Source organism: Burkholderia sp. EMB26 (genome assembly GCF_024730645.1).
GTDB classification, from domain to species: domain Bacteria; phylum Pseudomonadota; class Gammaproteobacteria; order Burkholderiales; family Burkholderiaceae; genus Burkholderia; species Burkholderia cenocepacia.
Genome location: NZ_CP078070.1, coordinates 881,051 through 901,263, shown reverse-complemented (window position 1 = coordinate 901,263; position 20,213 = coordinate 881,051). Strand labels below are relative to the sequence as shown.

The 20,213-nt window shown below is 69.5% G+C and carries 16 protein-coding genes; 8 read left to right on the top strand and 8 right to left on the bottom strand.

Annotation, left to right across the window (positions count from 1 at the left end; translation table 11 throughout):
• Positions 1 to 13: 13 nt before the first annotated feature.
• Complete coding sequence (locus KU887_RS04230) at positions 14 to 1,258, bottom strand: FAD-binding oxidoreductase (RefSeq protein ID WP_258254606.1); 1,245 nt, start codon at positions 1,256 to 1,258, stop codon at positions 14 to 16.
• Between the two features lie 67 nt (positions 1,259 to 1,325).
• Positions 1,326 to 2,102, bottom strand: coding sequence for an ABC transporter substrate-binding protein (locus KU887_RS04225; RefSeq protein ID WP_006496681.1), 777 nt, complete (start codon positions 2,100 to 2,102; stop codon positions 1,326 to 1,328).
• 381 nt (positions 2,103 to 2,483) lie between these two features.
• Here KU887_RS04225 and KU887_RS04220 point away from each other — a divergent pair, with 381 nt between their 5' ends.
• The 5 genes from KU887_RS04220 to KU887_RS04200 all read left to right on the top strand — a co-directional run bounded on the left by KU887_RS04220 (position 2,484) and on the right by KU887_RS04200 (position 7,813).
• Entirely contained in the window at positions 2,484 to 3,458 is a 975-nt protein-coding gene (locus KU887_RS04220; RefSeq protein WP_258254602.1) for an ornithine cyclodeaminase family protein, read from the top strand.
• Entirely contained in the window at positions 3,455 to 4,249 is a 795-nt protein-coding gene (locus KU887_RS04215) for a transcriptional regulator (RefSeq protein WP_006496684.1), read from the top strand. Before KU887_RS04220 ends, KU887_RS04215 begins: the two co-directional genes overlap by 4 nt.
• 183 nt (positions 4,250 to 4,432) lie before the next feature.
• The gene (locus tag KU887_RS04210; protein WP_048991768.1) at positions 4,433 to 5,161 is read left to right on the top strand and encodes a DsbA family oxidoreductase; all 729 of its coding nucleotides are present in this window, start codon (positions 4,433 to 4,435) and stop codon (positions 5,159 to 5,161) included.
• Positions 5,162 to 5,292: 131 nt separating this feature from the next.
• Entirely contained in the window at positions 5,293 to 6,732 is a 1,440-nt protein-coding gene (locus KU887_RS04205) for a DHA2 family efflux MFS transporter permease subunit (protein WP_258254600.1), read from the top strand.
• Positions 6,733 to 7,024: 292 nt separating this feature from the next.
• Complete coding sequence (locus tag KU887_RS04200) at positions 7,025 to 7,813, top strand: sulfite exporter TauE/SafE family protein (protein ID WP_258254599.1); 789 nt, start codon at positions 7,025 to 7,027, stop codon at positions 7,811 to 7,813.
• Between the two features lie 155 nt (positions 7,814 to 7,968).
• Here the strand turns inward: KU887_RS04200 and KU887_RS04195 are convergent, their stop codons facing one another.
• From KU887_RS04195 to KU887_RS04185, 3 genes are all read right to left on the bottom strand, one after another.
• Positions 7,969 to 9,804: a S10 family peptidase gene (locus tag KU887_RS04195; RefSeq protein ID WP_258254598.1), complete on the bottom strand. Its 1,836-nt coding sequence runs from the start codon at positions 9,802 to 9,804 to the stop codon at positions 7,969 to 7,971.
• A 613-nt stretch (positions 9,805 to 10,417) separates the two neighbouring features.
• Complete coding sequence (locus tag KU887_RS04190; protein ID WP_080324030.1) at positions 10,418 to 12,508, bottom strand: D-(-)-3-hydroxybutyrate oligomer hydrolase; 2,091 nt, start codon at positions 12,506 to 12,508, stop codon at positions 10,418 to 10,420.
• Between the two features lie 135 nt (positions 12,509 to 12,643).
• Positions 12,644 to 13,009: a BON domain-containing protein gene (locus KU887_RS04185; RefSeq protein WP_006489437.1), complete on the bottom strand. Its 366-nt coding sequence runs from the start codon at positions 13,007 to 13,009 to the stop codon at positions 12,644 to 12,646.
• A gap of 431 nt (positions 13,010 to 13,440) precedes the next feature.
• Here KU887_RS04185 and KU887_RS04180 point away from each other — a divergent pair, with 431 nt between their 5' ends.
• From KU887_RS04180 to KU887_RS04170, 3 genes are all read left to right on the top strand, one after another.
• A complete protein-coding gene (locus tag KU887_RS04180; protein WP_258254596.1) occupies positions 13,441 to 14,883 on the top strand; it encodes a TAXI family TRAP transporter solute-binding subunit in 1,443 nt (480 codons plus the stop codon).
• Between the two features lie 94 nt (positions 14,884 to 14,977).
• Positions 14,978 to 15,616, top strand: coding sequence for a DsbA family protein (locus tag KU887_RS04175; RefSeq protein WP_006496694.1), 639 nt, complete (start codon positions 14,978 to 14,980; stop codon positions 15,614 to 15,616).
• Positions 15,617 to 15,685: 69 nt separating this feature from the next.
• Positions 15,686 to 16,630: a LysR family transcriptional regulator gene (locus tag KU887_RS04170; protein ID WP_006484931.1), complete on the top strand. Its 945-nt coding sequence runs from the start codon at positions 15,686 to 15,688 to the stop codon at positions 16,628 to 16,630.
• Between the two features lie 45 nt (positions 16,631 to 16,675).
• Here the strand turns inward: KU887_RS04170 and KU887_RS04165 are convergent, their stop codons facing one another.
• From KU887_RS04165 to xdhB, 3 genes are all read right to left on the bottom strand, one after another.
• Positions 16,676 to 17,077, bottom strand: coding sequence for a hypothetical protein (locus KU887_RS04165; protein ID WP_006496695.1), 402 nt, complete (start codon positions 17,075 to 17,077; stop codon positions 16,676 to 16,678).
• Positions 17,078 to 17,179: 102 nt separating this feature from the next.
• The gene (gene xdhC / locus KU887_RS04160) at positions 17,180 to 17,848 is read right to left on the bottom strand and encodes a xanthine dehydrogenase accessory protein XdhC (protein WP_060213827.1); all 669 of its coding nucleotides are present in this window, start codon (positions 17,846 to 17,848) and stop codon (positions 17,180 to 17,182) included.
• 1 nt (position 17,849) lies between these two features.
• Positions 17,850 to 20,213, bottom strand: a complete 2,364-nt coding sequence (xdhB, locus tag KU887_RS04155) for a xanthine dehydrogenase molybdopterin binding subunit (RefSeq protein ID WP_258254593.1) — start codon at positions 20,211 to 20,213, stop codon at positions 17,850 to 17,852.

The window sequence follows — 20,213 nt, the reverse complement described above, 5'->3', positions numbered from 1 at the left end:
GCACGCCGCAGGCTCAGCCGAAGCGTGCGGGCCGGTACGGATGGGGATCGATATAGGTCGGCGCGCCCGTCATCATTTCGGCGAGCAGGCGGCCGGTCGCGGGCCCGAGCGTGAGTCCGTGATGGCAATGACCGAACGCGAACCACAAATGCCGGTGGCGCGGCGCGGGCCCGATCACCGGGCGCATGTCGGGCGTGCACGGCCGCATCCCGAGCCACGGCTCCGGGTCGAGCCGCTCGCCGATGCCGAACGCGTCGCGCGCCAGCGGCTCGGCGCGCGCGAGCTGCACGCCGGTCGGCGGCGCGTCGGGCAGCGCGATCTCGACGCCCGTCGTGAGCCGCAGGCGGCCGCCCTCCATCGGCGCGACGACGAAGCCTGCCTCGGTATCGCACACGGGCACGTTCAGCGGCGTGCGCGTCGGCCGGTAATGCATGTGATAGCCGCGCTTCGCGCGCAGCGGAATCCGGTAACCGAGCGGCGCGAACACCTGATCGGACCAGGGGCCCAGCGCGACCACGGCCGAGCGTGCCACGAGCGGCCCGTGTTCGGTCCGGACCTGCCAGCCGTCATCCACCTGCACGAGCGTCGTCGCGTCGCCGCGCACGAACGTGCCGCCGTCACGCTCGAACAGCCGCGCATAGGCCTTGGTCAGCCCGCCCGGGCTCGACACGGTCTTCGGGTCCTGCCAGTGAAACGCGCCGCAGAAGGCGTCGCCGATACCGGGCTCGCGCGCGCGCAGCGCACGCGCGTCGAGCACGGTCATCCGCAGCCCGTGCGCGTCGGCCACGCGCTGCTGCGCGCGCGCTTCCGCGTCGAACAACGCGGGCGAACGAAACGCCTCGATCCAGCCGCCGTCGTGCACGAGCGGCTGCGCGTCGGTGCGCGCGAGCAGCGCATCGTGCTCGACGACGCTCGCCGCGACGAGCGGCAGCAGGTCGCGCGCGGCGGCCGCGAGCCGCTGCGGCGACGATTCGCGCCAGAAGCGCGCGAGCCAGCCCGCATACGCGGGCAGCGCGCGGTAGTCCCAATAGAGATCGACCGAGCGGTTGCGCGCATAGCGCAGCAGCGTGCCGAGCCGGCGCGGAAACGCATACGGCACGACCGACGAGCGCTCGATCAGTCCCGCATTGCCGTGGCTGGTTTCCTCGCCGGGCGCGCGCCGGTCGACGAGCGCGACGCGCAGCCCGCGATCCTGCAGATGCAGCGCCGACGACACGCCGACGATGCCGGCCCCCAGAACGATCACGTCGAAATCCATGGTTCCCCGCACTGCGTCGAGATGGGATGCGCCGTGCGCCGGCCCCGCGGCCGGCACGCGGCGGCGCTTACTTCGCGATGATGTCGCGCTTGAAGTACTTCTGCGACAGTGCGCTCAGCGTGCCGTCCTTCTTCAGCGCGTCGAGCGCGCCGACGATCTTCGCCTGCAGCGCCTTGTCGTTCTTGCGCATCCCGAAGCCGGTGCCTTCGCCGAGCGTCGCCGGATCCTTCAGCGGCTCGCCGACGATCTGGTAGTCGCGGCCGGCCGGCTTGTCGAGGAACCCGTCCTGCGCGGTCTGCGCTTCCTGCACGGCCGCGTCGAGACGCCCCGCGACGAGATCGGCATAGATCTGGTCCTGATCCTGGTACGACACGACGGCCACGCCCGCATTGGCCCAGTGCGCCTTCAGGAAATCCTCCTGCGACGAGCCCTGCAGCACGCCGACGTGCTTGCCGCGCAGGCTCGCGACGTCGGGCTTCAGCGGCGAGCCGTGCTTCGCGACCATCACGATCGGCACCACGTAGATCGCCGGCGTGAAATCGATGCTCTGCTTGCGCTTCGCGGTGATGTTCATCGCCGAGTTGATCGCGTCGAACTTGCGCGCCTGCAGCGCCGGGATCAGCCCGTCGAATGAATTCTCGACCCACACGCACTTCATGTTCAGCTTCGCGCACACCGCGTTGCCGACGTCGACGTCGAAACCCTGCAACTGGCCGGCCGGCGTCTTGCTCTCGAACGGCGGATAGGCGGCTTCGATCCCGAAGCGCAACGTGGTTTCCGCATGGGCCGTGACGGCCGCGCACGCGAGCGCCGCAGCGGCGCAGAGGGAAAGTTTCCAGTTCATGACGGTCCTTCTGTTCTGGAGTGTGGCGATGAAGATCGGGTCGTACGGCGCGCCGGGTCGGGCGCCGGGTCGGCATTCGACGCAGGTGGCCGCCGCATGGCGACGTGTCGGGTCCCGCACGCAGAAATATAGACTTAAAGTCTACTATAGACCATAGGGGATACGAGGAGATCGCGCTGCTGCTTCACGTCGAAATTTCGTCACCCGCTCGGAATGCCGTTGATTTCATGGTGTTTTTCATGACTATGGCAAAGAATCTCTGTCCCGAAAATAAAAATCCTCCAGATTTCGTTTGTCTATATTAGACTTTTCGTCCATCACGAACCCCACCGGACGCCGTCTTTCGAGACTTTCTGTCCAGCCCGAACCGGAGATGTCCTCATGACGCAAACCGTCCCTACTCTGCCGCTGACCGTCGACGAGGCCGCGGTGCGCGCGGCGCTGCCGTCGCTCGACGTGCTCGGCACGCTGCGCCGCATGTTCGCGTCGCTCGCCGCGGCGCGCGCGGTGCAGCCGCCGCAGACGCTCACGCTGTTTCCCGACCAGGCCGGCGACTTCATCACGTATCTCGGCGCGCTCGCCGACGCACAGGTATTCGGCGCGAAGCTGTCGCCGTACGTCGTGACGGGCGGCAAGCCCGACGGCAAACCGATCGTCACCGCGTGGACCGCGCTGATGTCGATGCGAACCGGCCAGCCGCTGATGTGGTGCGACGCCGGGTTGCTGACCGTCGAGCGCACGGCCGGCACGACGGCGCTCGCGGTCGATTGCCTCGCGCCGCGTGACGCGCGCCGTCTCGCGATCGTCGGCGCGGGCGCGGTCGGCCTCGCGCACCTGAAGCACACGGCGGCGCTGCGCGACTGGAACACGATCCGCGTGTACTCGCCCGCGCTGGCCGGCAACGCGGCGCTGCGGGCGGGCCTCGCCGCGCTCGACCCGCGCGCACGCGCGGCGGCGAGCGTCGAGGCCTGCGTGCGCGACGCGGACGTGGTGATGCTGTGCACGTCGTCGGGCACGCCCGTGCTCGGCGACGGAATGCTCACGCGCCCCGCGCTCGTCACGTCGATCAGCACGAACGTCGCGCGCGCGCACGAAATCCCGCCCGCGTGGCTGCCGGACATGGACGTCTACTGCGACTACCGGCACACGACGCCCGCGAGCGCCGGCGAGATGCAGATCGCCGCGGCCGAGCACGGCTGGGATGCCGGCCGGATCGTCGGCGACCTGCCCGCGCTCGTCGCCGGCAGTTGCGCCGCGCCATCGCGCACGCGTCACGCGTTCTTTCGCTCGATCGGCCTCGGGCTCGAGGACATCGCGATCGCGCACGCGCTGTACACGCATCTGACGCGCGCATGAGCGGCACGCGCACGCGGGGCCGATACAATGGCGCAACCGCCGCGGCGGCCGCGCGCGCGCGCACGGGCATGCCGACCGACGGTACGCCGGCTCGCCGGCCCGGCACGCTGCCCGGCGCCCGCCCACCCGAGATCGCGACACCGATGCGCAAGAAGAAATCTCCCGTCAAAGACCTGCTGCTCACCCGCTATGCGCCGATCGCCGACGGTATCGCCGCGCTGTTCTTCCCGTACGCGGAAGTCGTGATCCACGACCTGCACGACCAGACCGTGCTGTATCTCGCGAACAACCTGTCCAAGCGCGAGGTCGGCGACGATTCGGCGCTCGAGGAAATCGATCATTCGGCGCGCGAGCGCGTGATCGGGCCGTACGAGAAGCTGAACTGGGACGGCCGGCGCATGCGCTGCGTCAGCAACGTGCTGTTCGACGACGAAGGCCGGGCGGCCGGGATGATGTGCATCAACTTCAACATCGCGGTGTTCGACGAGGTACGCGCGACGCTCGACCTCTTCATCAAGGGCGCGGGCGTCGTCGCGCAGCCCGACGAGCTGTTCCGCGACGACTGGCAGGAGCGCATCAACACATTCCTGCACGGCTGGCTGCGCGAGCGCCAGGTCGGGCTGAACGGGCTCACGCGCGAACACCGGCGCGAGCTCGTCGAGGCGCTGTACGCGGAAGGCGCGTTCCGCGGCAAGAGCGCGGCGAACTACGTCGCAAACGTGCTCGGGATGGGGCGCGCGACGGTCTACAAGCACCTCAAGCATCTGAAGGAAACCCAAGGCGACGCCTGAACGCGACGCGGCGAGCGTAATGACGGCCGGCCCGGTCATCGGTACCGGGCTGGACTGCCGGTTTCGCGTCCATGCTTCGCGACAGGCGGGCGCGGCCCCTTCCGCACGGTCCCCCGGACGACGAAACGTCGAAACATAAAGTGATATAGTCTCGGTTACACTTTTTGCCGCCCCGGACCGCCCATGACGACCGCTCCTGCCCCGACTGCCCGCCCGACCCTGACCGTCGAAATCTGGTCCGACCTGATCTGCCCGTGGTGCTGGATCGGCAAGCGCCGCTTCGACGAGGCGCTGGCCGCGTTCGCGCACGCCGACCGCGTCGACGTCGCGCTGCGCGCATACCGGCTGATGCCCGGCCAGCCCGTCGAGCCGGTCGAGGCGATGCTGGCGGGCAAGTACCGGATGTCGCCCGCGCAGGTCGACCAGATGCTGCGCCAGGTGACCGAGGCGGCGGCGAGCGTCGGGCTGCGCTACGACCTGCCCGGCACGCTCGTCGGCGACACGCTCGACGGCCACCGGCTCGTCAAGCTCGCGGAAGCCACGGGTCGCGCGCATGCGCTGACCGAGCGGCTGTATCGCGCGTATTTCTGCGAACACGGCTCGCTGTTCGATCATGCCGCGCTGACCGAATTCGCGGTCGAAGCCGGGCTCGAGCGCTCGGCCGTCGAAGCGGTGCTGCACAGCGACGCGCACCGCGACGAAGTCGAGGCCGACATCGCGCGTGCCGCGCAGATCGGCGGGCGCGGCGTGCCGCTGTTCGTGTTCGGCGGCCGCTACGCGGTGTCCGGCGCGCAGCCGGCCGACGCGTTCGCGCAGGCGCTCGACCGGGCGTGGCGCGACGGCATCGTCGAACTCGGCGGCAGCGACGCGGCCGCCTGCGGCCCCGACGGCTGCGAATTGCCCCGGTCGTAACGCGCCGCCCGCTGCACGCGCGCCGGGCCGGGCGCCACTACGCGACGCTCCTGCCACAAACCGGCAGGAAGCCCGCGCCGTCGACGTCTACAATGCATCCTTTCAAATAACTATCAGAAGGCTGCAGGCCCATGACCCACGGGATTCACGGCGAGAAGCGCTGGTACGCGCTGATCGTGCTCTGTCTCGGCGTGCTGATGATCGTGCTCGACAGCACGATCGTGAACGTTGCGCTGCCGTCGATCAGCACCGACCTCCACTTCACCGAAACGGCCCTCGTGTGGGTCGTCAACGCATACCTGCTGACGTTCGGCGGCTGCCTGCTGCTCGGCGGCCGGCTCGGCGACCTGTACGGCCAGCGACGCATGTTCCTCGCGGGCCTCGTCGTGTTCACGCTCGCGTCGCTCGCCTGCGGCCTCGCGCAATCGCAGGCGATGCTGATCGCCGCGCGCGCGGTGCAGGGGCTCGGCGGCGCGGTCGTGTCGGCCGTCTCGCTGTCGCTGATCATGAACCTCTTCACGGCACCCGGCGAACGCGCCCGCGCGATGGGCGTCTACGGCTTCGTGTGCGCGGGCGGCGGCAGCATCGGCGTGCTGCTCGGCGGGCTGCTGACGAGCTCGCTGTCGTGGCACTGGATCTTTCTCGTCAACCTGCCGATCGGCGTCGCGGTCTACGCGATGTGCGTCGCGCTGCTGCCGCGCACGCGTGCGCCGGCCGGCACGGCGCGGCTCGACGTCGCCGGCGCGATCACCGTGACCGCGTCGCTGATGCTGGCCGTCTACGGGATCGTCGGCGGCAACGAGGCCGGCTGGCTGTCGACGCAGACCGTCGCGCTGATCGGCGCGGCCGTCGTGCTGCTCGCGCTGTTCATCGCGATCGAGTCGCGCGTCGCGCATCCGTTGATGCCGCTCACGCTGTTCGCGGCGCGCAACGTCGCGCTCGCGAACACGATCGCCGTGCTGTGGGCGGCCGCGATGTTCGCGTGGTTCTTCCTGTCCGCGCTGTACATGCAGCGCGTGCTCGGCTACGGGCCGCTGCAGGTCGGCCTCGCGTTCCTGCCGGCGAACCTGATCATGGCCGCGTTCTCGCTCGGGCTGTCGGCCCGGATCGTGATGCGTTTCGGGATCCGCGGCCCGATCGCCGCCGGCCTGCTGATCGCGGCATGCGGACTCGCGCTGTTCTCGCGCGCGCCGGTCGACGGCGGTTTCGTGTGGCACGTGCTGCCCGGCATGACGCTGCTCGGCATCGGCGCGGGCGTCGCGTTCAATCCGATGCTGCTCGCCGCGATGAGCGACGTCGACCCGGCCGATTCCGGGCTCGCGTCGGGCATCGTCAACACCGCGTTCATGATGGGCGGCGCGCTCGGGCTCGCGGTCCTCGCGAGTCTCGCCGGCGCCCGCACCGACGCGCTCGCGGCGGCGCGGGCCGCGCCGCTCGACGCGCTGAACGGCGGCTACCACGCGGCCTTCGCATTCGGCGCGGCGTTCGCGGCCGTGGCCGCGCTGATCGGGTTCGCGCTGCGGATCCGGCCGCCACGCGCGGTCGAAGGCGCCGGCCCGGCGCTGCACTGACCGTCGGCAGCCGAACCGGGAGCCTGCATCGAATCAGGGCGCGCAGTGTCGCGCCCTTTTTTGCGCGCAGCGGAGGCGCGCGGTTCGTCATACCTGTCAGGCTGACGACGATCCTCGCCCCCGGCTCAAACGCCCGTTTCACATCCCGCCGGCCGCCGCCCGCGCGAGCCTTCCCGGCCGATTTTTAACGCGGTCGTACATTGACGCGCCACTTTTGCGACAATGGCGGACTTTGATGCGCGCCGCCGCGGCCGCGCGCCGTCGCCGAACGCCGCATAACCGCCTGCTTCCGATGTCGCTTCCCCATATCGATCTGCTGTACTCCCTGTCCGGCCTGTTCGTCGGCATTCTCGTCGGCCTGACGGGCGTCGGCGGCGGTTCGTTGATGACGCCGATTCTCGTGCTGCTGTTCGGCGTCCACCCCGCGACGGCGGTCGGCACCGACCTGCTGTACGCGGCCGCGACCAAGGCCACCGGCACGCTGGTCCACGGCCTGAAAGGCTCGATCGACTGGCGCATCACCGGCCGGCTCGCGGCGGGCAGCGTGCCGGCCGCGGCGCTCACGCTGTGGTGGCTGCACACGCACGGGATGAACACGCCGGGCACCGCGCGGATGATCCAGCTCGTGCTCGGGATCGCGCTGCTGCTCACGTCGCTCGCGTTGATCTTCCGGCCGCAGCTCACGGCATTCGCCGCGCGCAACCCGCTCGCGCCGAGCCCCGCGCGCACACTGTGGTCGACCGTGCTGACGGGCGCCGTGCTCGGCGTGCTCGTGTCGATGACGTCGGTCGGCGCCGGCGCGATCGGCGTGACCGTGCTCCTGCTGCTGTATCCGCTGCTCGCGACGACCCGCATCGTCGGTTCCGACATCGCGCATGCGGTGCCGCTCACGCTGGTCGCGGGCATGGGCCACTGGCTGCTCGGCTCGGTCGACTGGTCGATGCTGCTGTCGCTGCTGCTCGGTTCGCTGCCCGGCATCGTGCTCGGCAGCCTGCTGTCGGCGCGCGCGCCCGAGCGGCTGCTGCGCAACCTGCTCGCCGCGACGCTCGTCGCGGTCGGCGTGCGGCTCGTGCTGGCGTAACGGCGCGTCGCTCCGCCCAGCCTCACGGTTACGCCGCTCCCGGCCGGCGCGTCCGACACACCGAGCGATCATCCGCTATCCAAGCAAAACAGCCCGACCGGCCCGCGCCGATCGGGCTGTCGTCCATCCGGGGCGGCCTCCGCCGCCCGCCGCGCTTACTGCCCCTGCTGCTGCAGTTTCTGCTGCTTCAACTGCTGCGTGCGCGCCTGCAGCTTCAGCACGCGCTGCAGCGCGGTGCGGTTCGCGAGGATGCCGTCGTAGAAGCTGGCGAGATCGCCCTTCAGCGCGGTCCGCGACGCGTCGTTCAGGTAGATCATGTGGCCCGACGGGTAGTTCTTGATCGTCAGGTTCTGCGCCTTGAGCGTCGGATCGAGCGGCATCTGCGCGAGCGTCAGCTCCGTCTGGTGGAACGGCGTGACGGCGTCGAAATAGCCGTTCGCCGACAGCACCTTCAGGTCCGGGTTCACGCTCATCGTCGACGCCAGGTCGCCGGCCGTGTACAGCGTATTGCCACCGCCCTTGTTCGCGCCGGTCGGGTCGATATGGCTGAAGTCCCAGTTGTTGAAGACCTGGTCGTTCAGGTCCACGAACGACGACGTCGACGTGTACTTGAGGTCGGTGTTGATGTAGCTGTTCCACAGCACCGTGTACGCGCCGCCGACGTTCGTGATCGACGGATCGTTGCTGCCGGAGTTCGGCAGGATGTACGGCGCGATGCCCTTGCCCGTGAAGTTCGCGCGACCGTCGTACTGGCCGATCTGCGTGCCCGGCACGAGCGTCAGGAAGAACGTGTACGGCGGGTTGTCGTCCGACGACGGCACGTTGCCGAGCGCGGCCGGGTTGCCGAAGGTCTGGATCAGCGACGTCGGGTCCGTGCCGATGTACGCGCCCATCTGCTGCGCGGTCGCGAGCTTCAGGTTCAGCCGCACGTTCACGAAGCCGCCGTCCTGCGGGTTCGGCTTCTGCGCGAGCGGCGCGAGCGTGTTGTCCGCGTAGTTGCGGGCCTGGACCATGTACGCGTCGAGATCGGTCGGCGTCGGGTTCAGCGTCGTCTTCTTCCAGTAGAACGCGTCGGCCGCGAGCGTCGGGAACGTGCCCGGCGCGGACAGCGCGTTCGCGTAGTCGAGGATCGACGACTGCAACGTGATCCCGTTCAGGTCGATGCCGTCCTCGTGCAGCACCCACGACACGACCGCGCTACGCGCGGTGCCGTACGACTCGCCGTACAGGAACTTCGGCGAATTCCAGCGCGAATACTTGGTCAGGTAGCGCTGGATGAAACGGTCGATCGAGCGCGCGTCCTGGTCGGTGCCCCAGAAGTCCTTGTTCTTCGCCGGGGCGATCGCCGTCGAGTAACCGGTGCCGACCGGGTTGATGAACACGAGATCGGTGCGGTCGAGCAGGCTGTCCGGGTTGTCGAGCAGCTTGTACGGCGCGGGCGGCGTGAAGTTGGGGAACGACGACTGCAGGCGCTTCGGCCCGTACGAGCCGAGCAGCAGGTAGACCGACGACGAGCCGGGGCCGCCGTTGTAGAAGAACGTGACCGGGCGCGGCTTCGACGAGTCCGGATTGTCCTGCGTGTACGCGACGTAGAACATCTTCGCGTTCGGCGCCGACGTGATCGGATCGATCGTCGTCAGGTGGCCGGTGGTGGCCGTGTACTTGATCGTCTTGCCGCCGATCGCGACCTGCCGGTGCACGACCGCCGCGCCTTCCGTCGAGTCGGTGACCGCGTCGTTCGGCCCGGTGCCGTACACGTCGGTGTCGACGTACGGCTGGTCGGCCGCGGTGGCGGTCGTGGCGTCGGCGGTGGCCGACGTGCTGCCGCTGGACGTCGCGGCCGCGGTGGCGGCCGCCGCGCTCGGGCTCGGCCCGTCGTCGCCGCCGCACCCCGTGACGAGCAGCGCCGCGGCCGCCGCGGCGGCGAGCGGTACGCTCAAGGTCGTTCCGAATAGCGCGAAACCGTCTTTCAAGGACTTCCGTGTCGTCATTATTGCCTCTCGAACAGAACGATAAATACCGCCGGTCGCAAAGGATCATTTGCGCCGGCGCTCCGCACCAGGAATGCATTCGTTATGCGACGCACTCCGAGTTTTTTACCGGATCGGCGCATACCGACCGGCACGATTTACCCCCACCCATGTTTATTCAACCGCACAATGGAATCAATTCCATTACAAACGACCATTCAACGGTTCGCGGCAATATGAATTCATTTCACGATTTCGCACGCGCACGAAATCGATGACAAAGAATCACCCCGTGAAGCCCGCCCACCGGGGCACCTTCACTTCGAACGGACGAACGATTCCCGTCGGCGAGACACCGATTAATCGCGAAACGGCGATCAATCGCGACTCGAGCAGATTGAATAAAATCGAAAGGATCGATTAACCAAACGGAAAGGAATATTCTCGTATCAGTAATTTATTAAATTAAGTGAAAATATCGGCGCATATTAGGTTCCGGATTTATCGCCGTAAAGTAATAATTTGTTACAGCGCTCGCCATTCGGATGGAAGGCGGTACGGGACCGATTCCAGGCGACGTCGATAAAAAAGCCGGACGGCTGTCCGGCTGACGGGAGGGGGCGCGACGCGGCCGTCAGAGCGGCACGTCGATCGTGCCGGCGCCGACGGAAATCGCGTTCGCGCCCGGCGCGGCCGAGATCGGCGGCAGGTTCGCGCTCGTCAGCGCGGGCGCGGCGCCCGGCGTGCCGCCGCGCGGCACCGTGCGGATCACCTGCGACGGCGGCAGCGGCGCGCCGTTCTTCAGGTGCTGCCACATCAGGTTCAACGCCTGCACGTTGTAGTAGTGAACCGGCACGAAGCGCGTGTCGAAGCCCGGCACCGACAGGAACGCGTCGAAGTGCTGGCCGTTGGTCACCTCGTAGAACACCAGCTGGCTGCGCCCGGCTTCGCTGATGCCGTTCTGCGCGACGTACGCGCGCGACGCGTGGTTCACCGGTACGAGCGCGTCGCTGCGGCCCTGCACGATGATCGCCGGCTTGCCGTGCAGGTTCGCGTTCACGCGCACTGTATCGACGTTCGCGGGCATCCCGAGCATCCCGTTGGTCCACAGCTGGCGCAGGCACAGCGCGCCCGCGAAGCTCGCATCGGGCGTCGCGAGCCGGTGGTCGACGCCGGCGCCGTTGTTGAACACGAGATTGATGCCGGCCGTCGGCGGCACGCCGTTGCCGGCGCCGAACACGGCCGGCATCGGCGACGCGGCGGGTGGCGCGACCGCGCCCGTCGCCGGGTTCGTCGTCGCGAAGCTGAAGTTGCACAGGTTGTCGGTGACGCGCGAGCGTGTGTACGCGTTCGCATAGGTGACCGCGATCGCGGGAATCGCCTGCGAATCCCACATCGACGCCTGCAGCAGGTCGGAATCGGCCAGATAGCCGGCCGCGTGGAGCTGCGCGAGCGCGTCGGCCGCCTGGCTCTGCGTGTCGGCGCCCGCCACCAGCCCGGCCGCGGCGAGCGTCGCGCAGCGCTGCGTGCGGATCGACTGCGTGGTCGCGGCCGGCAGCGCGCTCAGATACGGTGCGCCGGCGAGCGACGCCGACGCGGCCGCGCACGGTTCCAGCAGGTTCGCGAGCGTCGCGTAATCGGCCAGCGGCCGGCCGAACGACGGCACCGGCTGGCCACCCGCGCGGACCACCGCATTCGGCGCCATCCGCACGTTGATCTGCGGCTCGCCGACCACGACCGCGGTAATCCAGCCGCGGCTGTCCTGCTCAGCCGCCGCGAGCGACGCGCCGCCGCCGTTGCTGACCGACGCGGCGATCGTCGTGATGTCGCCCGCTCGATAACGCACGCCGTGATGCGTACCGTCGATCACCGGTCCGAACTGCTCGTTGAGCGCCCAGTACGCAAATTCGACCGACTGCAGCGTCGCGCGCCCCCAGTCCTGCTCGGGATTCTGTTGCGAATGCGCGTGCTTGAACGCGTAGCGGTTCGGGAAACGGCTGTTGAACGCGGCGAGATCGCCGCTCGTCACGTTCGCGGTAAACAGGCTCGCGGTGCCGGCCAGCACCGCGTTGGCGAGCGTGCCGTCGATCAGCGTGACGGTGTCGGAGCCGAGCTCGTGCGCGCCGTTGCCGCCGCCCTTGTCGTTGTAGGCCACCGCGCAGCCGCGCTTGAGCGCCCACTCGCCGGCCGCGGAAATCGCGCCGTACACGCCGCGCGAGCCGGACGACGTCGCGGTGACGATGCAGGGCTGCGCGGGATCGAAGCGGGCGGGTACCTGCACGAGCAGCGTCACGTTCTTCGTGCCGCTGCCATCATCGGCGTACGCGAGATATTCGGTGCCGGCGATCTTGCCTTCGCCGAGCGTATCATTGCCGTCGAGGTCGACGTTCGGCCCCCAGAAGCGGCCGTAGCCGCCGTTCGCGCTCATGTCGACGAGCGCGCGGTAGTTCGACCAGATCGCGAGGCGGCGCAATTCCGCGCTGGTCGGCCGCGCCGGGTTCGCGAAGCCGGGCGCGCTCGCCGCGGCAAGGCCCGTCTTGCCGAGGCCGGCCGTCAGCAGGTCGTCGCTCGCGCCGTCGTAGGCCGTCGTGCGCACGCTGCCGGCCACGAAGCCGGGCAACCGGTTGCGCTCGGCCGAATCGTCGCCGTTGCAGGCGCCGAGCATCGCGACCGCGGCCAGCGCCGCTCCCCACACCACCCGCCTGCCCCACCCGAGCTTCGTCATCGCCGCCCTCTCGATATCGTTATCGGTCCGCCGCCGCGTCGCGCGGCTTTCGGCCTCTGAAGCGCAAACGGGCCCCGGCATGCCGGGGCCCGCCTGGAACGGGCGTGCGCGGCGCTCGCGCGCCGCCGCCCGGCGTTACTGCTGCTGCACCGTCAGCTTGTTCGAGACCGACGTCACGCCCTTCACGCTCTTGGCCGCCTCTTCCGCCTTGTCGATCTGTGCCTGGTCGGGCACCGTGCCCTCCAGCGAGATCGCGCCGCCCTTCGAGCGCACGACGATGTTCGCCACGTCGATGCCGCCGGCCTTCGTAATGGCCTTGCGCACCGCGTAGCCGAGCTTGCGGTTCGCCTTCTTCGCGGTTTTCGCGGCGGCCTTCGGCGCGCTCGTCGCGGCCGCCGGCGCTTCCGTTGCCGCTGCGTCGCTCGACTGCGCATACACGCTGCCCGACAGACAGGCCGCCACGGCGGCGACGCCCAACGCTCTCAACACGATCGACTTCATGCTATCTCCTTATCACTCCGGAACGGCCGTGCACAGTACGGCCGGATACCCCCAAAAACAGCCGGCCCGCGCGCGAACGGGCGGGACAGCCGGTGTTTTCCACGGCGATACGAGAGAGGCGTCACGGGCCGGCGGCCGGCGCACGCGAAAGCGGGCCGGCCGGGCCGGACAGCCGCCGGCCGGACGCGCCCGGTCTCATCACGTGCCGGGTCGCGCGCGAATCGGGCGCGGCTGCGTCGCACAATGTAATCCAGCGCCCGCGGAAGCGCAAAGCTTTTGACGCGGCGGCGCCCGCCGCCGTCGCCGCGCAGCCGCGCGAGCCCGCCCGACTCGCGCATGCGCGGGGAAACCGGTTACCATCGCCGCGAGAATCCGCGTCGTCCCGCGACGACCGTCACCGATGCGTCACGCCAGCGTCATCCGCCGATCCCATGAAGCCTGCCCGCCCTCGCCCGCCGCGCCGCATCCTCGCCCGCTTCGTCGCCGTCTCGTGGCGCGACCTCGCGCTGTCGATCGGCCCGACCGTGCTGCTCGCCGGCGCGGCCGTCTGGCTCGCGGTCAAGCTGATCCAGCCGGCGCCGCCGTCCACGCTCGTGATCTCGTCCGGGCCGCCCGGCAGCACGTACTGGAACGCCGCGCAGAAATACAAGGCGATCCTCGCAAAAAACGGCGTCACGCTCGACGTTCAATCGTCCGAAGGTTCCGCGCAGAACCTCGCGCGGCTGTCGAACCCGAACGCGCCGGTCGACGTCGGTTTCGTGCAGAGCGGCATCGGCCCGAAGGAGCGCGACGAGCATCTCGTGTCGCTCGGCAGCATCGGTTACGTGCCGCTCGCGATCATGTACCGCGGCCCGGTCGTCGCGCGCCTGTCCGACTTCAAGGGCAAGCGGCTCGCGCTCGGCGCGGAAGGCAGCGGCGCGCGCGAACTGAGCCTCGCGCTGCTGAAGATGAACGGCATCGTGCCGGGCGGCCCGACCGAGCTGTTGCCGACCGCCGGCGAAGACGCCGCGACCGCGCTGCTCGACGGCAAGATCGACGCGGCCTTCCTGTCCGGCGACTCGACGCAGATCCCGGTGATGGCGAAGCTGTTCCGCGCGCCGGGCGTGCACGTGTATTCGTTCACGCAGGCCGAGGCCTATGCGCGGCGCTTTCCGTACCTGACGGCGATCACGCTGCCGATGGGCGTCTACGACCTCGGCCGCAACCTGCCGCCCGCCGACATCCACACGGTCGCGCCGACGATCGAACTCGTCGCGCGCGACTCGCTTCACCCCGCGCTGTCCGACCTGCTGATCGAGGCCGCGCGCGAAGTGCACGGCCACGCGACGATCCTGCAGCATGCCGGTGAATTCCCGTCGTCCGTCACGCGCGGCTTCCCGCTGTCGGACGACGCCGCGCGCTACTACAAGTCGGGCAAGACCTTCCTGTACCGGCGGCTGCCGTTCTGGGTCGCGAGCCTCGTCGACCGGCTGCTGGTGGTGGTCGTGCCGCTGATCGTCGTGCTGATCCCGGGGCTGCGGCTCGTGCCGTCGCTGTACGGCTGGCGCGTGCGCTCGCGCATCTACCGGTGGTACGGCGCGTTGATCGCGCTCGAGCGCAGCGCGCTCGGCGAACATACGGCGGAGGAGCGCGTCCAGCTGCTTGACGAGCTCGACGACATCGAGGAAGCCGTGAACCGGATGAAGATGCCGCTCGCGTACGCCGGACAGTTCTACGTGCTGCGCGAGCACATCGGCTTCGTGCGCGAACGGCTCACCGCGCACGACCAGGACGCGCCGGCGGGCCCGCCCGGCGCCGGCAGCGCGCCGCAGGGGCGCACCGACCCCGCGCCGCCGGCCGGCGACGCCCCCCGGGCGACTCCCGGTTCCGCGTGAGCGGACGATCCGCGATCATTGCTGCATGCGCGTGCCGCCGCGTAACATGGAGGCCGCCGCCAGGCGCCGCACGCCCCACCTTCTGGAGAACGACATGACAACCGGCCTCGATACCGCCCAACCCGCCTGGTTCTTCGACTTCGTGTCGCCGTTCTCGTATCTGCTGCTCGAGCAGCACGACAAATGGCCGGACGTGCCGTTCGACCCGGTGGCCGTGTCGCTGCCCGACCTGCAGCGCCACTGGGGCCAGCGCTCGAGCGCCGACGTGCCGGCCAAGCGCGTGTTCACGTACCGCCACGCGCTGTTCCGCGCGGAACAGCTCGGCATCCGCTTCAAGATGCCGCCCGCGCACCCGTTCGATTCCGACAAGGTGCTGCGCCTCGCGATCGCGCTGCGCGCCGATATCGTCACGGTGCTGGAAATGTTCCGTTTCATCTGGCGCGAAGGCAACGATCCGTCGACGCCGGAAGGCTTCGCGGCGCTGTGCGAACGCGTCGGCGTCGGCCACGGCGACGAGCTGATCGAATTCGAGGAAACCGCTGCGCAGCTGTCGCGCAACACGGCCGACGCGATCGCGCTCGGCGTGTTCGGCGTACCGACGTTCTGGATGAACCAGCAATTGTTCTGGGGCGAGGACGCGCTGCCGATGGTGCTGTACTGCGCACGCACGCCGAACTGGCTCGAATCGCGCGAGGTCAAGCGGATCAGCACGCTGCCGAAGGGACGTGCGTGATGGCCGGTATCACGCACGGCAACGCGCGGCTGCGGTAAGGTTACGCGTCACCCGAATCACCCTCCACGAATGGACGACGACCGTACCGCCTCGCTCGACATCTGGCTCGTGCGCGTGTTGCGCACGCTGCTGCTCGAGCGCAGCGTCACGCAGGCCGCGCTGCGGCTGAACCAGACCCAGCCCGCGATCAGCACCGCGCTGCGCAAGCTGCGCGAGACGCTGAACGACCCGATCCTCGTGCGCGGCAAGTCGGGCATGGTGCCGACCGAATACGGCGCATCGCTGCTCGAAGCCGCGTCGCGCGCGCTGCGCGAGGTCGACTTCATCGCGACGCCGCACGGCGACTTCGATCCGTCGTCCGCGCGGCGCACGTTCCGCGTCGCCGCGCCCGACTACCTGAACGATTTCTTCATGCCGACGCTGATCGAGCGTTTTCGCGACGCGGCGCCGCATGCCCATCTGGAAATCGATTCGCTGAATCCCGCGCTCGACCACGCGGGCGCGCTCGAATCGGGCGCGCTCGATCTCGTGATCGGCAACTGGCCGAAGCCCGACCCGCAGTTCGCGCGCCAGGACCTGTTCTCCGACACGATCGTGTGCCTGATGCGCGACGCGCATCCGCTCGCCCGCGCACCGCTCACACGCGAAGCGTACGCGTCGGCCGCGCACGTCGCGCCGACGCCGTACACCGGCGACAAGCGCAACGCGATCGAGATCGGCCTGGCACGCGCGCGCCTCACGCGGCGCATCGTGACGACGCTGCCGTACTTCGGCATCGTGCCGCAGGTGCTGCTGCAGTCGGACCTGATCTTCACGACGACGCGCCGCTTCGCGACCCACTATGCGCAACTGCTGCCGCTCGTCGTCGCCACGCCGCCCGTGCCGTTCCCGCGCATCAAGAGCTACCTGCTCACGCACCCGCAACCCGATCGGCCGACCGACATCGCGTGGCTGTGCGCGCTGATGCAGAGCGTGTCCGACGAGCTGACGGTCGTCCGCACGCGCAAGCGCTGACGCCGCGGCCGGCGTGAAGCGCGGCTGTTCAGGCAGCGCGGCCGCTCAGGCCGTGCAGAAGGTTTCCTGCAGATGGGACCAGCGCACGACGCCCGCCGCATCACGCGTGAACACGGCGGTCGCGCGGCGCGCAGGCAGCTCGCCCGCTGCCGCGTGCTGCGCTTCGAGATAGGTGAGCACCGCATGCGCTGCGTCGGCCGCGAGCACGCGGATCTCCGACAGCGTGATGCGCAGCCCCGGCTTCGCGCCCGCCAGCTTCGCGAACAGCGCGCGCGTGCCGTCGTGGTCGACCACGCGGCCGTCGGTCAGGATCATCGTGAATTCACTGGAAAACGCCGCGAGCAGCGCGTCGAGCGCCGCCGGCGCGGTATCGACGCCGGACAGCCAGCGCTCGATGGCGACGAGGCTCGCGTCGAGCGCGTCGAGATAGACGGAGTGATCGGACATGGGCGCGTGCACGTTGAGATGAAGCGCGGCCCGCTGCCGCGCGTTGTCGTGCAGTGTAGGCAAAAACGCGCGGCCGTGCGCCGGCCGCGCGGGGTCGGCGTCTTATCGCATGCAACTCACATCGTCGCGTGCGCGCCCGGCCGCAACTGCCTTCGCAGCGGCCACCGGCATGCCCGAGCGGGCCTGCAGCAGCTCCGCGCAGACGGCCACCGCGATCGCGCCCGGCGCCTTGTCGACGATGCCCGCGACGCCGATCGGGCACACCATCTCCACGAGCCGCGCGGGATCGACGCCGCGCGCGGCGAGCCGGCGCTCGAACTTCACGCGCTTGGTGCGCGAGCCGATCATCCCGAAGTACGCATAGTCGCGCCGCCGCATGATCTGCGCGGCGAGCGAGAAGTCGAGCGCGTGGTTGTGCGTCATCACGAGGAAGTACGCGCCGGGCGGCGCCGCGTCGACGACGGCCTCCGGCGTGTCGGTCGGCTCCGGCTGCACGTTCGGCGGACATTCGTCCGGGAACAGCTCGTCGCGCGTGTCGACCCACTGCACGACGCACGGCAGCGCGCCGAGCAACGTGACGAGCGCGTGGCCGACGTGTCCCGCGCCGAACAGCACGACGTGCATCGGCGCCGGCGCGCCGGTCGCGCGGTTGCGCTGGCCGGTGCCTTGCGCGAACGGCGGGTTCGACGGCCGCGCGTTGCCGCACGCGCCGTCGCAGCCAGCGGCGGACGCGTGGGACGCGGGATGCGGTGGACGAGCGGGCCCGTTCACGTCAGCCTGCCCGCGCGGCGCTCGCCGCCCGCACCGCGCCGATCGCGCGCAGGATCGACTCGCCGGTGGCCGGCGCGTCGAGCGGCGGGTTCACCCGGTAGTCGCCGACCGCGGCCACGGCGTCGCGCACCGCGAAGAACACCGAGAACGGCAGCAGCAGCGGCGGTTCGCCGACGGCCTTCGAACGGTGGATGCTGTCCTCGACGTTGCGGTTCTGGAACAGCCGCACGTTGAACTCGGGCGGCGTGTCGTTCACCGTCGGGATCTTGTACGTCGACGGCGCATGCGTCATCAGCTTGCCGCCCTGGTTCCACCACAGCTCCTCGGTCGTCAGCCAGCCCATCCCCTGGATGAACGCGCCTTCGACCTGGCCGATGTCGAGCGCCGGGTTCAGCGACGCGCCCACGTCGTGCAGCGCGTCGACGCGCAGCGTGCGCATCTCGCCCGTCAGCGTGTCGATCACCACTTCCGACACGGCCGCGCCGTACGAGTAGTAGTAGAACGGCCGGCCCTGCAGCTTCGACTGGTCCCAGTACAGCTTCGGCGTCGCATAGAAGCCGTCGGACCACAGCTGCACGCGCGCGAGGTACGCCTTCGCGATCACTTCGCCGAACGGCACGCCATGGCCGCCGACCCACACGACGTCGTTGCCGAACTTCACGTCGGCCGCATCGACCTTGCCGTCGCCGAACTGCTTCGCCGCGAACACCGCGAGCCGCTCGCGCAACTGGCGCGCCGCATCCTGCGCGGCCTTGCCGTTCAGGTCCGACCCGGTCGACGCGGCGGTCGCGGACGTGTTCGCGACCTTGCTGGTATCGGTCGCCGTCACGCGGATCCGGCCGAAGCGGATGCCGAGCTCGTGCGCGACCACCTGCGCGACCTTCGTGTTGAGCCCCTGCCCCATCTCCGTGCCGCCGTGGTTCACGAGCACCGAGCCGTCGGTGTAGATGTGCACCAGCGCGCCGGCCTGGTTGAAGTGCGTGACGTTGAACGCGATGCCGAATTTCACCGGCGTGAGCGCGATGCCCTTCTTCAGCACCGTGTTGCGTGCGTTGAAGGCGCGCACGCCCGCGCGCCGCGCACGGTAGTCGCTCGTCGTCTCGAGTTCGCCGAGCAGCTCCTGCAGCACGTTGTCCTCGACCGTCTGCCCGTACGGCGTCACGTTGCGTTCGGTCTTGCCGTACAGGTTCGCGTAGCGCACGTCGAGCGGATCACGGCCGAGCGAGCGCGCGATGTCGTCGAGGATGTATTCGATCGCGAACGCGCCCTGCGGGCCGCCGAAGCCGCGGAACGCGGTGTTCGACTGCGTGTTGGTCCTGCCGCAGTAGCCGGCGATGTCGACGTCGCCGAGCCAGTACGCGTTGTCGAAGTGGCACACCGCGCGCGTCATCACCGGGCCGGACAGGTCGGCCGAGAAGCCGCAGCGCGACGTCATGTCGAGCGCGACGCCGTCGATGCGGCCGTCGTCGTCGTAGCCGACGTCGAAGCGGTAATGGAAGTCGTGCCGCTTGCCGGTGATCATCATGTCGTCGTCGCGGTCCGGGCGCAGCTTCACCGGGCACAGCAGCTTCCACGCGGCGAGCGCCGCGCAGCACGCGAACAGGCCCGACTGCGATTCCTTGCCGCCGAACCCGCCGCCCATCCGGCGGCATTCGACCAGCACGTTGTGCGACGCGACGCCGAGCACGTGCGCGACGAGGTGTTGCATCTCGCTCGGGTGCTGCGTCGAGCAATACACGTGCATGCCGTCGTCGTCCTTCGGCACCGCGTACGCGATCTGCCCTTCCAGATAGAACTGTTCCTGCCCGCCGAGCAGCATCTCGCCCGACTCGCGGTGCGGCGCGACCGCGAGCCGCGCGGCCGCATCGCCGCGTGCGAGCTTCAGCGGCGGGATCACGTAGGTTTCGGCCGCGCGCGCTTCCTGCGCGGTCAGGATCGCCGGCAGCTCCTCGTAGTCGACCTGCGCACGGCGCGCGGCGAGCCGCGCGATGTCGTGCGACGTCGCGACGACGATGAACATCGGCTGGCCGACGAACTGCACGACGCCCTTCGCGAGCACCGGATCGTCGTGGATGATCGGACCGCAATCGTTGACGCCCGGAATGTCGTCGGCCGTGAACACGGCGACCACGCCCGGCGTCGCGCGCACCGCGTCGAAGTTCATCGACACGATCTTCGCGTGCGGCTTCGCCGACAACCCGAGCGCCGCGTGCAGCGTGCCGGCGACGATCGGAATGTCGTCGGTGTAGGTGGCGCGCCCGCTCACGTGCAGGTGGGCGGATTCGTGGGCGCGCGACACGTGCACCTGCGCGGCGTCGGCTTGCAGGTCGAGGGTGCTCAGGAACGGTTCTGCTTGCTGGTTCAT